19 protein-coding genes are annotated in these 13,840 nt (G+C 36.5%); all 19 read right to left on the minus strand.

The window, feature by feature from the left end; all coding sequences use genetic code 11:
* Nucleotides 1–2: 2 nt before the first annotated feature.
* The 19 genes from flhB to fliG all read right to left on the minus strand — a co-directional run bounded on the left by flhB (nucleotide 3) and on the right by fliG (nucleotide 13,833).
* Entirely contained in the window at nucleotides 3–1,082 is a 1,080-nt protein-coding gene (flhB, locus tag X953_RS11210) for a flagellar biosynthesis protein FlhB (protein WP_040955655.1), read from the minus strand.
* A 1-nt stretch (nucleotide 1,083) separates the two neighbouring features.
* A complete protein-coding gene (gene fliR, locus X953_RS11215) occupies nucleotides 1,084–1,863 on the minus strand; it encodes a flagellar biosynthetic protein FliR (RefSeq protein WP_040955656.1) in 780 nt (259 codons plus the stop codon).
* Between the two features lie 3 nt (nucleotides 1,864–1,866).
* Nucleotides 1,867–2,136, minus strand: a complete 270-nt coding sequence (gene fliQ / locus X953_RS11220; protein ID WP_019375713.1) for a flagellar biosynthesis protein FliQ — start codon at nucleotides 2,134–2,136, stop codon at nucleotides 1,867–1,869.
* A 37-nt stretch (nucleotides 2,137–2,173) separates the two neighbouring features.
* Entirely contained in the window at nucleotides 2,174–2,839 is a 666-nt protein-coding gene (fliP, locus tag X953_RS11225) for a flagellar type III secretion system pore protein FliP (protein ID WP_040955657.1), read from the minus strand.
* Complete coding sequence (gene fliO / locus X953_RS11230) at nucleotides 2,832–3,473, minus strand: flagellar biosynthetic protein FliO (protein ID WP_040955658.1); 642 nt, start codon at nucleotides 3,471–3,473, stop codon at nucleotides 2,832–2,834. The genes fliP and fliO overlap by 8 nt, the downstream gene beginning before the upstream one ends.
* 14 nt (nucleotides 3,474–3,487) lie before the next feature.
* Nucleotides 3,488–3,850 (minus strand): response regulator, encoded by a 363-nt coding sequence (locus tag X953_RS11235; RefSeq protein WP_040955659.1) that lies wholly within the window; start codon nucleotides 3,848–3,850, stop codon nucleotides 3,488–3,490.
* Nucleotides 3,851–3,868: 18 nt separating this feature from the next.
* Nucleotides 3,869–5,005: a flagellar motor switch phosphatase FliY gene (fliY, locus tag X953_RS11240; protein ID WP_040955660.1), complete on the minus strand. Its 1,137-nt coding sequence runs from the start codon at nucleotides 5,003–5,005 to the stop codon at nucleotides 3,869–3,871.
* On the minus strand, nucleotides 4,995–5,993 hold the full coding sequence (fliM, locus tag X953_RS11245) for a flagellar motor switch protein FliM (protein ID WP_040955661.1): 999 nt from the start codon (nucleotides 5,991–5,993) through the stop codon (nucleotides 4,995–4,997). The genes fliY and fliM overlap by 11 nt, the downstream gene beginning before the upstream one ends.
* A gap of 32 nt (nucleotides 5,994–6,025) precedes the next feature.
* Entirely contained in the window at nucleotides 6,026–6,445 is a 420-nt protein-coding gene (gene fliL / locus X953_RS11250) for a flagellar basal body-associated protein FliL (RefSeq protein WP_040955662.1), read from the minus strand.
* A complete protein-coding gene (locus tag X953_RS11255; protein ID WP_040955663.1) occupies nucleotides 6,438–6,653 on the minus strand; it encodes a flagellar FlbD family protein in 216 nt (71 codons plus the stop codon). The genes fliL and X953_RS11255 overlap by 8 nt, the downstream gene beginning before the upstream one ends.
* A gap of 46 nt (nucleotides 6,654–6,699) precedes the next feature.
* The gene (gene flgG / locus X953_RS11260) at nucleotides 6,700–7,497 is read right to left on the minus strand and encodes a flagellar basal body rod protein FlgG (RefSeq protein WP_040955664.1); all 798 of its coding nucleotides are present in this window, start codon (nucleotides 7,495–7,497) and stop codon (nucleotides 6,700–6,702) included.
* Between the two features lie 82 nt (nucleotides 7,498–7,579).
* Nucleotides 7,580–7,951: a TIGR02530 family flagellar biosynthesis protein gene (locus tag X953_RS11265; protein ID WP_040955665.1), complete on the minus strand. Its 372-nt coding sequence runs from the start codon at nucleotides 7,949–7,951 to the stop codon at nucleotides 7,580–7,582.
* Nucleotides 7,952–7,971: 20 nt separating this feature from the next.
* Nucleotides 7,972–8,424 carry a flagellar hook assembly protein FlgD gene (gene flgD / locus X953_RS11270; RefSeq protein WP_040955666.1) on the minus strand — a complete coding sequence of 151 codons (453 nt, stop codon included), beginning with the start codon at nucleotides 8,422–8,424 and terminating at the stop codon, nucleotides 7,972–7,974.
* A gap of 10 nt (nucleotides 8,425–8,434) precedes the next feature.
* Complete coding sequence (locus X953_RS19145; RefSeq protein ID WP_232217851.1) at nucleotides 8,435–9,688, minus strand: flagellar hook-length control protein FliK; 1,254 nt, start codon at nucleotides 9,686–9,688, stop codon at nucleotides 8,435–8,437.
* A gap of 37 nt (nucleotides 9,689–9,725) precedes the next feature.
* Nucleotides 9,726–10,310: a MotE family protein gene (locus X953_RS11280; protein WP_040955667.1), complete on the minus strand. Its 585-nt coding sequence runs from the start codon at nucleotides 10,308–10,310 to the stop codon at nucleotides 9,726–9,728.
* A gap of 5 nt (nucleotides 10,311–10,315) precedes the next feature.
* The gene (gene fliJ, locus X953_RS11285; RefSeq protein ID WP_040955668.1) at nucleotides 10,316–10,762 is read right to left on the minus strand and encodes a flagellar export protein FliJ; all 447 of its coding nucleotides are present in this window, start codon (nucleotides 10,760–10,762) and stop codon (nucleotides 10,316–10,318) included.
* Nucleotides 10,763–10,767: 5 nt separating this feature from the next.
* Complete coding sequence (gene fliI, locus X953_RS11290) at nucleotides 10,768–12,081, minus strand: flagellar protein export ATPase FliI (RefSeq protein ID WP_040955669.1); 1,314 nt, start codon at nucleotides 12,079–12,081, stop codon at nucleotides 10,768–10,770.
* On the minus strand, nucleotides 12,078–12,827 hold the full coding sequence (fliH, locus tag X953_RS11295; RefSeq protein WP_198023268.1) for a flagellar assembly protein FliH: 750 nt from the start codon (nucleotides 12,825–12,827) through the stop codon (nucleotides 12,078–12,080). The genes fliI and fliH overlap by 4 nt, the downstream gene beginning before the upstream one ends.
* The gene (gene fliG / locus X953_RS11300) at nucleotides 12,820–13,833 is read right to left on the minus strand and encodes a flagellar motor switch protein FliG (RefSeq protein WP_040955670.1); all 1,014 of its coding nucleotides are present in this window, start codon (nucleotides 13,831–13,833) and stop codon (nucleotides 12,820–12,822) included. The genes fliH and fliG overlap by 8 nt, the downstream gene beginning before the upstream one ends.
* Between the last annotated feature and the right edge of the window lie 7 nt (nucleotides 13,834–13,840).

The following is a 13,840-nucleotide window of genomic DNA, read 5'->3' on the forward strand; positions in this document are numbered from 1 at the left end:
GCTTAAACTTTTCTCTCTAATTTATAGACATAGGCCAATATCTCTGCAACAGCTTGGAAAAAATCTTCCGGAATTACATCACCTATATCCGTTGCACTGTATAATGCGCGAGCAAGTGGCCGATTCTCTACTGTAATGACATCATTCGCCTTTGCAACTTCTTTTATCTTTAATGCCACTTGGTCAACACCCTTCGCAAGTATGTACGGGGCGCTTGCTTTTTTTTCATCATACTTAATTGCAATGGCAAAATGTGTAGGATTTGTTATCACAACGTCGGCCTGTGGAACTTCACTCATCATTCGACGAGTGGCCATTTGCTTTTGTTTTTCTTTTATCTTAGATTTAATTAATGGGTCACCCTCCATATTTTTGTACTCATCTTTTATATCCTGTTTAGACATTTTCATATTTTTTTCAAAATCATACCGTTGATACGCATAATCAAATACCGATAAAAGTAAAAGTGCGATAGCTGCAGCTACTCCCATAATAATGGTGATCCGTCCAAAGAAACCAAGAGCATTTTCTGCATTTTTAAATGCAAGCATAAGCATGTCGTCTTTAAAAATCCATATAATCATAAATGTTATAACACCGATAAACGCGATTTTTAATAATGATTTTGCCAGCTCAACCAATGCCCTGACCGAAAAAATTCTTTTCGCTCCTTGAATGGGATCTATTTTCTTTAAGTCTAACTTTAACGGCTCTGTAGTAAATAGAAAGCCAATCTGCATGAAATTAGAAGCAAGACCTGCTAAAATGGCTATAATCATAATTGGTGCAAGAAATTTGGCTGCTTCGATTGTTGCTCCACTAAAAACCCGGTGAACTGTTTCTTCAGTTACATCCCAATGAATGAATTCTGTAAACGTGTGTTCATATAATGAAGTCATCCCGTTTTTCATAGAGCTGCCAAAAACAACTAGTATAATAAAAGAGAATAAAAGTAAAATGGCTGTATTAATATCTTGGCTTTTAGCAACCTTTCCTTTTTTTCGTTCATCCTGTCTTTTTTTCGGGGTAGCTTTTTCCGTTTTCTCACCTGCGAAAAATTGTAGATCCATCCGCAATTGCAACTTAAGCACCTCCAAATAACTGCATTAGCTGTCGCATGACTTGAAACATAGATTCAAAAAGCCGGTTAATCAAGGACACATAGAGACTTAAAAATACGAAAATAGCCATAAAGCTAACGAGTATTTTAAGAGGCAATCCAACAACGAAAACATTTAATTGTGGAACGGTACGGGCAATAATACCTAAGGCAACATCTACTAGGAATAAACACCCTACAATTGGAATAGCCATTTGAAATGCGATTAGAAACATTTTGTTAAATGTATCAATGACAAAATCAGCAATCGAGCCGTTTTGAAAAGGTATATATGCATCAATCGGGATAAATTGATAACTATTATATATACCATCTATTAATAAATGATGCCCATTGACCGATAATAAAAATAAGAGTGCAATAATATAGAAATACTGCCCCATTAAAGGGCTCTGAGCACCTGTTTGGGGGTCCACTACATTCGCAATAGCGAAACCCATTTGGAAATCGATAAATCCACCTGCAATTTGAATAGCTGATAGGAGTATATAAGCTATTAACCCAACTAGTAAACCTACCATTGCTTCTTTGACAACCAATAGAATATATGTACCATCAATTTCTATAACCGAGACGTCTACCGTATAGTAAATAATCAAGGAGAGAAAAAAGCTGAAACCAATTTTAAATGGACCAGGAATAGTACGATAAGAAAACAAAGGTAATGTAACAAAAAATGCCGACACTCTAACAAGGATAAGTAAAAAAACAGGTATACTGTTTACGTTAATTAAATTTAACATACATTACCCTACAAACTGATTTAAATTTAAAAATAGATTTGCAGTAAACTCTACCATTTTGGACAGCATCCAAGGGCCGAAAAAAACAAGACCTACTAATACTGCTACGATCTTCGGGATAAATGCCAGTGTTTGTTCTTGAATTTGGGTGGTGGCCTGAAAAATACTGACCAGAAGACCCACTGCAAGGGCTAAAATCAATAAAGGGCCAGTTACTAATAGAATCGTGTATATTCCTCTTTCAGCTAATGTTAAAACAAATTCACTACTCAAATGCTTCACCTACTTATATCCAAAATCCATGCAGTCCTCAAAAACTATCCAACAATGCATGCGTAATTAAATACCACCCATCCACCAATACAAATAATAAAATTTTGAAAGGTAAAGAGATCATTACAGGTGGCAGCATCATCATTCCCATGGACATCAGAACACTTGCAACAGCCATATCAATGATTAAAAAAGGCACAAAAATCATGAATCCCATTTGAAAGGCGGTTTTTAATTCGCTTATAGCAAATGCTGGTACAAGTGTTGTTAGGGGTATATCCTGTATGGTTTCAGGTTTTTCCAACTGGGAGTAATTCATAAATAAAGACAAGTCTTTTTGCCGGGTATGTTTAGCCATAAATTCTTTTAAAGGAAGGCTTGCCTCTTCATAAGCTTGGTCTAGGGAAATCTCTTCATCAAATAAAGGTTGTAATGCTTCATCGTATACTTCGTTAAATACGGGTGCCATTATAAAAAAAGTTAAAAATAAAGCTATTCCAATTAAAACCTGATTTGGCGGCATTTGCTGTGTTGCCAGCGACGTTCTAACAAAAGATAATACGATAATTATTCTAGTAAAACTGGTCATCAATATCAGAATGCCAGGAGCCAGCGAAAGAACAGTAAATAATAATAATAATTTAACAGAAGTGGCGACATTAGATGGGTCGGCGTCTGAAAACATATTTATGAATTCATTCATGGCTATCTTCCTTGTCTTTTCTTTGCTGTAACAGATGGCTTCTTTTAGCTTTTAATTTATTCAACTCAGAGGAGAACAATTTATTAAAATCTTGCTTATTATTACCATCATGTTGAGACTCTTTTTGAAAAATACCTGATAAACCAGTCCCTTGCTTTGCGTGAGTTGTGGTATTTTTATTAACTAGATCATCAATTACTTCCTGGTCAGTTATTTCCTCTAATAATTCCACGTTTTCTCCTACGCCCACTAAATAAAATCGATTACCGACACGAACAATTTGCACTGATTTATTTTGTCCTAAGGAGACCCCACCCAAATTTTCCAATGCTCTTACCTGATTAAATAATTTATTCCTTTTGCTAAGAAATTTAAGCAGAAGATAAATCAAACCAAGAACGAGAACAAGTGCAAAAAACATTTTTATCAATTCAATAATGAGTGATCCCTCTTCTTCCTGGTCATTTAACACGGTACTCTCGTTTTCAGTATTTTTATCCTGTGTATCTAACTTCTCGCAATTGGCCCCTTCTTCCATACAATCATTTACACTGGGGTCTTCAGCACTTACAGTAGTAGAGAATGTGACCATTAAAGTAATTACTATAAGCAAACCCGCCAGTTGTTTATACATGTTACTCACTGCTTTTAGCCTAGAGCCTTTTGGATTGCTTCTATTACTCTATCAGCTTGGAAAGGTTTTACTATAAAGTCTTTTGCTCCAGCTTGTATGGCATCTATTACCATTGCCTGTTGTCCCATTGCAGAACACATGATAATTACCGCATCCTTATTAATCTCTTTAATTTGCTTCAAAGCAGTTATTCCATCCATCTCCGGCATGGTTATATCCATTGTTACAAGATCTGGAGTTAACTCCTTATATTTTTCTACTGCCTGAGCCCCATCCTGTGCTTCACCTACTACTTCAAAACCATTTTTCACCAATATATCTTTTATCATCATCCTCATAAAAGCTGCATCATCAACAACTAAAATACGTTGTGCCATTTTATCTCCCCCTGTGAGTTATCTTAGTTTCATCAAACGATCAGATTGACTAATAATATCGGTCACTCGGACCCCGAAATTTTCATCAATAACAACTACTTCACCTCTAGCTATTAACTTTTCATTTACCAAGATGTCAATTGGTTCGCCAGCCAGTTTATCAAGCTCAATAATTGAACCTCCTGAGAGATCAAGAATATCGCGAATGGAACGTTTCGTTCTGCCTAATTCCACTGTTACTTTCAAAGGAATATCCATCAGCATGTCCAGATTTCGTTGTTCTGTTTTATTTAAATCTACATATTCAAAGTTTGAAAAGTCAGCTTCTTGAACATCATTTGGCTGATAGTTGCTCTCACCCAAATAATGTGGTTCATTTTTAGTCTCTTCCCTTGAAGAAAGTGGATTAGAAGTCTGTTGAATATCAGATGGTTGTTCAACTTCTTCCATTATAGTAGCCGCTTCTTCATTGGCTGTTTCATTCAGTAATTGGCTTACTAAATCTTTAGCAAAATGAATCGGCATTAATTGCATCATATTTGAATCGATCAATGTACCTACCTTTAGATGAAAGAACACCTTTACATAAGCTTCTTCATTGAACATATTTTTCGTTTCATTATCCGGGTCTTCCATTCGAATAGTTGGAGGGGAAATATCCACCTTTTTACTAAAAACGGTTGACATACTTGTAGCTGCTGCACCCATCATTTGGTTCATGGCTTCTTGAACTGCACTTAAATGGATTTCATTTAGTTCCTCTGCTGGAGAGGTACCATCTCCCCCTAACATAATATCCGAGATAATAGCAGCATCTTCTGATTTAATTACGAAAACATTTTTCCCACTAAAACCATCTATGTATTCCACTTCTACACTTACAGGTTCAAATGTAAATTCATCATCCAGATCCGTTTTTTGAATAACAGAAACCTGTGGGGTGGTTATTTCTACTTTTTGATTCAACAAGGTAGAAAGCGTTGTTGCAGAACTACCAAAGGAAATATTTCCAATTTCTCCTAGTGTATCTTCTTCAATTGTGGTTAATTGCTCTTTAAAAGATGACCCAGATTGACCTGATGTATCATCTTCATCCTCACTTACCTTTAATAATGCATCTATTTCTTCTTGGGATAGCATTCCATCATTCATCATACAGTTTCACCCCTTTAATTTCTTCCAAAACTTGTACAGACATTTTGTTTTTGTATTTGCCTGGTTGTACATGAAACTTCGGTTCATTATTTATTGACAATAGTAATGGTTGGTCAATTTGTTGATCCAAAGCTATCACATCTTCTTTACCTAAGTTTAAAAATTCTTCTATATTAATACTTGCTTGTCCTAGAATTGCTTTTACTTCTAGCTGAGCTCCCTGGATACTATTGGAAAGCTTCTTATATGCATCCATATCTCTTTCCTTTGCTGAAGTTTCCATCCAGTAATGTACCGATAGCTTATCAATAATTGGTTCGAGAACAATATGAGGAATACATATATTTATCATTCCACTTGTTTCACCAATTGTTGTGTTAAGCGAAACAACAACAACGGTCTCATTAGGTGAAACCATTTGTAAAAACTGTGGATTTACTTCAAAATCTTCTAAAATAGGGTCTACCTCTCTAATGGAAGCCCAAGCTTCCTGTAAATTAATTGCTGCCTTTTCAAAGAGCTGAGACATAAGAATCGTTTCTATTTCTGTTAAATTATCAACTTTATTTACACTGCTCCCTTTTCCTCCCAAAACTCTATCAAGCATGGCATAGGCGATATTAGGATTTATTTCCATTATTAATCTGCCATCAAGGGGCTTTAAACTATAAACATTCAAAACAGTCATCTTGGGTATGGAGCGAATAAATTCTTCATATGGTATCTGATCCACAGAAGCGACTGAAATATTAACATACGTTCTTAACTGAGCAGAGAAAAAGGTTGTTAATAATCTAGCGTAATTCTCATGAATTCTCGAAATCCCTCTGATCTGATCTTTGGAAAATCTTAATGCTCGTTTAAAATCATATACCCGAACTTTTTTCTCTTTTTCTTCCTTTTTTAATTCCTCTGCGTCCATTTCGCCCGAAGTAATGGCGGACAATAAAGCATCAATCTCATTTTGCGAAAGGATCTCATCAGCCAATTAAACCCACCTCTATTCTGGAGTCCTAACATTTACTGTAGAATTTTGCTTACTGTATAAACATTGGTTATTTTTCCTTCTGTCATTACAGCATTTAGCTTCGTTTTCACTTCAGCTTCCAAATCAGTCAAGCCTGTTTTAAATTTCTCTTCATTCATTGTTGCTAGTTCTTTTATTAATATGTTCTTTAATTGAAAATCTCTTTTGCTGATTTCCTCTTTGGCGTCTTTGCCGTCTGTTAATATCTGAAACTGAATTCTTACAAAGCTTCCATCTTCAAGATCTGTTGTTATTTCTGGAGTTTCATACGCATATTCAACGATATCGTCAATCGATTTGGCTTTTCCTTCATCTGAATCACCAGCAACATTTAATACAATAACTAAAGCAGCAATTGCCACGATCAGTAATATCGCCATGGAAGTAATTGTAGTTTTTACCAGTTTACTCACTTGCTTCACCTTCCTTCAGCGAACCTTGCAAACCAATGCTTTGGTAGTAATTTGTAATAAGTTCAACTACCTGTTGTTCTGGATTTTTTACAACAAGCTTCTTTCCATTAATTAAGGTTAGTGTAGTATCAGGTAATGATTGTATCTGTTCAATCATCATTGCATTCAAAGTAAAAGGGTCTCCATTGAGACGTGTCAATTGAATCATATAGGGCGGGAGTATTTAAATGAAAATCATACTCCCTACCTCCTTACTATCGTTTTAAGTTTACTAACTCTTGTAATATTTCATCTGAGGTTGTGATAATTCTTGTGTTTGCCTGAAATCCACGTTGGGCTGTAATCATTTCTGTAAATTCCTCAGATAAATCAACATTAGACATTTCAAGTGAACCACTGACGATCGACGCTGTTCCACCACTTTCAGGAGCAACTAAATTTCCTGCATAGCCAGCATTTTCACTATTCAAAAACAAATTACTTCCTGCTTTTTCTAGACCAGCTGGATTTGAAAAACTCGCTATTCCAATTTGTCCTGCTGTCTGTGTATCTCCAGCCGCATCAATGTAATTTACTGTACCATCTGTTTGGATACTGAAACTCTTAGCAGTTGAGTCGATTTCAATATTACCTCCTCCGACTTTCTGTAAAAAGTAGCCATCCCCATTCACAATATGCCCATCATTATCCAAGTAAAAGTTCCCGGCCCTCGTATAATAGGTCGTACCGTTTCCTGCTACTTGAAACATTCCATCCCCTTCCAGAGCAAGATCTAAAGGATTATTAGTCGTTTGCCGAAAGCCTTGTGTATGAATATTATCAATTGTACCCAGCTGGGACCCTAAGCCAACTTGAGCAGGATTGATACCGCCACGAACATCCCCATTAGCTCCCTGTGCTCCTGAGGTCATTTGACTCATCATATCTTGAAAGGTTACACGACCTTTTTTGAAACCTGAAGTATTTACGTTGGCAATATTGTTACCTATTACATCTAACTTTGTTTGAAAACCTTTCATTCCTGAAATACCTGCATACATTGAACGTAACATGTTATTTATCCCCTTTTGGATTTATTTTTTGTCTGTTGTATCTATCAGTCAACAACAGTATGGCTTCCCAACAAGGTCCAGCCTATTTATTGATAACAATTGTTCCATTAATATTTGAGAAAATGCGATTTGTAGCCTCTTCCCTATTCATTGCGGTTACTACGGTATGATTCTTAGCACTAACCAGTAATGCAGCTTGGTCCATAACCACTAATGAATCGGTAATACCTTTTTTCTTTGCTTCACTAACTTTCTCTCCGATTAATTGCCATTCCTTATCGTTTATATGAATATTTCTTTCATTTAATCGTTGATTTGCATGTTTACTAATTTTTAACTCTTTTTGTTCAAATGCTAAAAAATCTTTAAATGGTATACTACTAGAAGGTTTTACTGATTTTTTAACTGAATTAAGAGCTACTCGCTGTGGTAACTGGTGTATTCGATGGTCCATAATACTCCCTTCCTGTCACATTAATTTTGTTCTTTAACAGTAGGTTCACTGACCTGTAAGACAGCATCAGCATATATTTTTTCACCATTTTTCAGCTCAAGAATTGCCCAGCCTTCTTTTTGACTTACTGCGACCACTTTACTTGATTCTACATCAAGTTTTTCCCCTGTATCCTTGTCAAAAGCCTGGTATGAAACTTCTTTGCCGATCATATGGCTATATTCTATTACAGGCGAAACTAACTGACTTTGTACAAGCTTTTCAATCGAATTAGCCATATTCGTCGTTTGCTCAAGTGAGGAAAATTGGGCCATTTGAGATATAAATTCTCTATCATCCATTGGGTTTGTGGGATCCTGATTGGATAATTGTGTCATCAAAATTTTTAAAAATTCATTTTTACCAAGCTCTGGGCTTGGTGTTCTTGTCTTTTGCTGATTCTGTAAATACAGAGATGGGTCTATTTTAGTCATAAGGTTTCACCTATACTTTCTCATTCAAAAGCGCTTCTTCGAATGTCATAGCAAAATCATCTTCATGGTTATTCTCTCCATCTTGTTGTGATTGTTGAGAATTCTGCTGGTTATCTGAATGCTGATCTGTTGTATCTTTTTGCAATGTCTGGGCATGTTGCAAGTTAATTTCCTGTTTTTCAACAACTACTTGTTGAGGAGAGAACATATGACGCAGCTGGTGCATATTGGAATCTAACATTTCTTTTGCTGCTTGACTGGACACTAGAATTTTTACCGTCATTTCTCCATTGATCTGCGTTAGTTTAACTACCATTTCTCCCATATTTCCAGGGCGTAATGTTATGTTCATTTGGTTGGTTCCATTTGGTGTGGACATAAATTTACTCGATTTTATCAAACGCTGAAATTGCTCCATTAATTGTTGACCATTTGATTGTGAATTTTGTGCTTGATTTAAATGGATAATAAATTGCTCCACTTTGGACATAGGCATTGAGGTTGGAGTTATCGTATGTACGTTTGTTTTTTCAGCAAGCCCATGATTCTCAATTGCTCTTTTCATCCATTTCGCAACATCGTTAGTAGTTACTTCTGCAGCACTATTGTATTGATGTTTGGTCACAAGCTGATTTCTTTTTACGAAATTCTGAACTAACTCTTCAAATATAGGTGATTCTTTTACAATCATGGACTGAACCTGTGTTACATTTTGCTGGTTAGTTCCGGTTTTTTTACTTAAAGCAGTCCATTCTTTTAAAATTTGTAATAAATCAGGAGCTGTCTCTTTCATCTGCTTTTGATTCGTAACAGCCGAAGTTACTTGATTCAGAAGATGCTGAGCTTTTGTAAAAAGATCAGCAAGCTGCTTCATTACTTTTTCATTATCAAGTGAAGCGGGCATCTTTGACAAAGCCAAAGGTAGATCCTGCGAGATTGTCTGTGAGGGAAATAAATTTTCAACAATTAACATCACTTCTTCTTGTTCTGTCGAGTTATTTTCCCTCGACCCGATTTGGTTTTGTCTTATCAAGTCCTTCAAAACTGTTTGCAAATGGATCGGAAGTTGCGCATCATATATAATGCTCTCTACATTCTCCTGGTTACCTAATGCAGCTGTGTCCGAGGAATCCTCATTTGTAAGCTGTAACTTGGCTAATAGCATTTGAAACAATGGAGAATCCTCTTTCAGCGAGTGTGGCTGTTTCGTCATCTGATCTTTCCCTGTTCCGGATATTTGTGCGTTAGGTAAAAACATACCCATAGCGTTCACCTTTTTCACCTCCCTTCAAAAATAGAAATTAAGGATTATCACTAATTAACTTCTGTGTTAATTCAGCTGCTTTTGCAGGGTCCATTTCTCCGAGAATTTCTCCTCTTACCTTATTGGATAGTTCTTTTAATAAACTCACAGCTGTATCCTTTTCTAAATCTGTTAGGATAAGTGCTGCTTGCTGTCTATCCATATCTTTAAAGGACTGAGACATGGTTTCTATCATGTTTAATCCCTCTGAATCTTCTTCTAAGCTAGGATTAGACGTGTTTTTCTCCAATTTAACAATCTTTTGTTCCAACCGATTGTTAATTGTTTTCAGATCATCCACTTGTTGATTAAGCTCTTTAATCTCTTTTTCTTTTTGAGACACTTGTGACCGGATTTTATTTGTGTCTACTTGGGGTTTTTCATTCTCGTTACCGGAAACTAATGTTGCAGCACCTGGGATATGAGCTAGCTTGTCCTTTGTCCAATCCATGACATTGACACCTGCCATACTTAAAATCACTAAGGTTATGGTTATTATTACGACCAGTGGTACAATTACTGCAAAGATAAACCAAATAATCGGATTCAACTTTTTCTTATCTGTTTTGTTTTGCTTACTCATCTATGTCACCTGTTTTTTTGACCTAAATATTGCTGGATAGATAATTCGTCCATAAAGATATTCTCTGATCTTTGGACACGTTCATGCTCCTCTATCTTTCTATTTTGAATAATTCTTTCAAATTTTTTCATTTCCATATGAGCATCAGTCAGTTTTATCTGCTTTTGTTCCATTGCATTTCTTGCTTGCTGAACCTCTGACTGCAAATCATTTATTTGCTTGTTTATATATTCAATATGAATAGCTTGTTGTTTTATTTTATCTATGGAAGCACCGCTATGCAGATTCGTTTCATATGTTGCTTCGGCTGCTTCCTTCTTCTTGAGGATGTTGTATAACCTTGTTGCCATTTCCTCAAATACATCCATGGATTGGTGATATGCTTTCTGCGCATTATTCTTTTCCAATTCTCTGACTTGCAATATTTTAGACAATGATACTGTTCCAGACATTTCATTTATCCTCCATTTAACAAAGCTTTCATTTTATTAATAGAATCCTCAAGGGAAACAGTTTCGAAAACTTCTTGCTTAAGAAAAGACTGTATCTTTGGATAAAAGTTAATCGCCCTATCGATTTCAGGATCTGTTCCCCGCTTATATGCACCTATTTGTATCAGTTCACTATTTTCTTCATATACAGCTAACAAAGCTCTCATTTGCTGAGCAAAATTCTTATGTTCTCTCTCAGTAATTTGATTCATAATACGACTGATCGATTTTAAGATGTTAATTGCAGGAAATTGTCCCCGTTCAGCAAGCTTTCGGTCCATAATAAAATGTCCATCCAGAATCCCACGAACCGTGTCGGCGATTGGCTCGTTCATATCATCCCCATCCACCAATACAGTGTAGAAAGCAGTAATCGTTCCTATTTCATTTGTACCCGCTCGCTCAAGTAACTTTGGTAAAGTGGCGAAAACCGAAGGAGTGTACCCTTTTGTTGTAGGTGGCTCGCCTGTTGCAAGACCAACTTCCCTCTGTGCCATAGCTACTCTAGTAACAGAATCCATCATCAAATTCACGTTAAGTCCCTGATCTCGAAAATACTCACTTATAGCAGTAGCAGTATAGGCACCCTTAATTCTCATTAACGCGGGTTGGTCAGATGTAGCAGCAACTACGATTGACTTCTTAAGCCCTTCTTCCCCAAGGTCTTTTTCAATAAATTCCCTGACCTCCCTGCCACGTTCACCTATTAAAGCAATTACATTAACATCTGCACTACTATTGCGAGCAATCATCCCCAATAATGTACTTTTACCAACACCGCTACCGGCAAAAATTCCAATTCGTTGGCCTTTACCTACTGTTAAAAGCGAATCTATAGCTTTTACTCCTACTTGAATAGGCTCATTAATTGGCTGTCGTAACATGGGATTTGGTGGCGTCTGTTCTGTCAAATAGTTAGATAATCCTTTTGGAAGGTCCGTTTTGTCAAGGTTCCTACCAAGTGAATCTACTACCTTTCCAATAAGCCCTCGTCCTATTTTAACGCTTAATGGACTGCCCTCTGACTCTACTAAACAACCAGGTCCGATTTCTGTGAGCTCTGAGTAAGGCATAAGAATAATTTTTTCATTATTAAAACCTACTACTTCAGAAAGAACGGGCGATCTGGCACCAGTAGAAGGGTGGATATAACAAACGTCACCGATATTTGCTTCAGGGCCTTGTGACTCAATCATAATCCCAACAACCCTTATGACCTTGCCATATTTCTTATAAGGATTAGATTGATCTATAGCTTTTAATAGCGGCTGAATGTTCATGTCGCATTCTCCCTCGAAACCTCATGCAATACCTGTCGTAATTCATTTAACTGAGTATCAATACCTACATCCATTTGACCAAATGGATGCTTGATAAGACATCCATTTTCCGGTATTTCATCATTTATATAGATTGCCAGCCTTACATCCTCTTCCAGTACTTGCAATAGCTCTTCTTTTTGCTCCAAAACAGTTTCATAATTAGCTGGGTGCAGATAAATGGATATTACCGATTGATCTTTTAATTCACGAATTGCTGATTTAACAATTGGTAAAAAAGATTGCGGAGATTTCTCTAGCTGTTGTCTTAATATTTTTTCTGCTGTGTACATTGCTAATTCAATGATAGACTCTTCATGCTTCTCAATTGTTGCGTGATAATCAATCCCTGCACTCTCAACAATAGAATTAGCTTGCTCGATCAAAGCGCGATATTCAAGATGGGCAACTTCTTTCCCTTCTATGTAACCAGCCTGATAGCCTTCTTCCTTTGCGCTTTCTATATAAGCATGTTTTTCTGTCTCCCAGTTTTGCTTTGCCTGTTGTATTTCTGAGTTAGTCTCGTTTAAAAGTAATTCTTTATTGGTTCTCAAATCTTCTAATTCAATTTTCAAATTATCAATTTGTCCACTTATTTCTTTTTCAACTGCATCGGAAGTTGGAACAGTTGGTCCTGAGGAATTCGTTGAAGAAACAACAGATTTCAATTTAATTATTCGCTTTCCACCAAGGTTAGAATTAGACAATAATGTCATCTCCTCCCCCACGAGCAATTACTATTTCTCCTACGTCTTCCAATCTACGGATACTTCCAACAATTCTAGTTTGTGCTTCTTCCACATCACGAAGTCTGACAGGTCCCATATACTCCATTTCTTCTTTGAAAGTCTCTGCCATTCTCTGTGACATGTTTTTAAACACAATATCTTTAACCTCATCGCTAGCCACTTTGAGAGATAATCTCAAATCATCATTATCCACTTCCCTGATTACCCGCTGGATCGCTCTATTGTCGAGAATAACAATATCTTCGAATACAAACATTCTTTTCTTAATTTCATCTGCCAAATCGGGATCCTGGATCTCAAGTGCGTCTAATATTGTTCTTTCTGTACTCCGATCAACACCATTTAACACCTCAACAACAGCTTGAATTCCACCAGTTTGCGTATAATCTTCTGTTAATGAAGAAGAAATATTTCTTTCAAGCACTTGCTCAACTTGACTAATAATCTCCGGCGAGGTGGAATCCATTGTTGCAATTCGTTTAGCGATATCAGCTTGCATTTCCTGAGGTAATGCTGACAATATTTGGCCGGATTGCTCAGGGTCAAGATAGGATAGAACTAATGCGATCGTTTGTGGATGTTCTCCCTGTATGAAATTCAATACTTGCTGCGGATCAGCCTTTCTGGCAAAATCAAAAGGTCTTACCTGTAAGGAGGAAGTCAATCTGTTAATAATATTGGAAGCCTCTTGTGAACCAAATGCTTTTTCAAGGACTGTTTTTGCGTATCCTATCCCACCTTGGGTTATGTAATCCTGTGCTAAAGCAATCTGGTGAAATTGTTCCAAAACTTCTTCCTTTACATTTGAATCTACTTTTTTTACTGAAGAAATTTCTAAGCTCAGTTTTTCTATTTCTTCTTCGGAAAGATGTTTATAAACTTGTGCTGATACATCTGGACCTAGGGAGATTAATAAAATTGCAGCCTTTTGTTTGCCTGTTAATGTTCCTTTTTGTCTTGCCATACCAATT

Origin of the sequence: Virgibacillus sp. SK37 (genome assembly GCF_000725285.1) — a bacterium.
Lineage (GTDB): Bacteria > Bacillota > Bacilli > Bacillales > Amphibacillaceae > Virgibacillus_Q.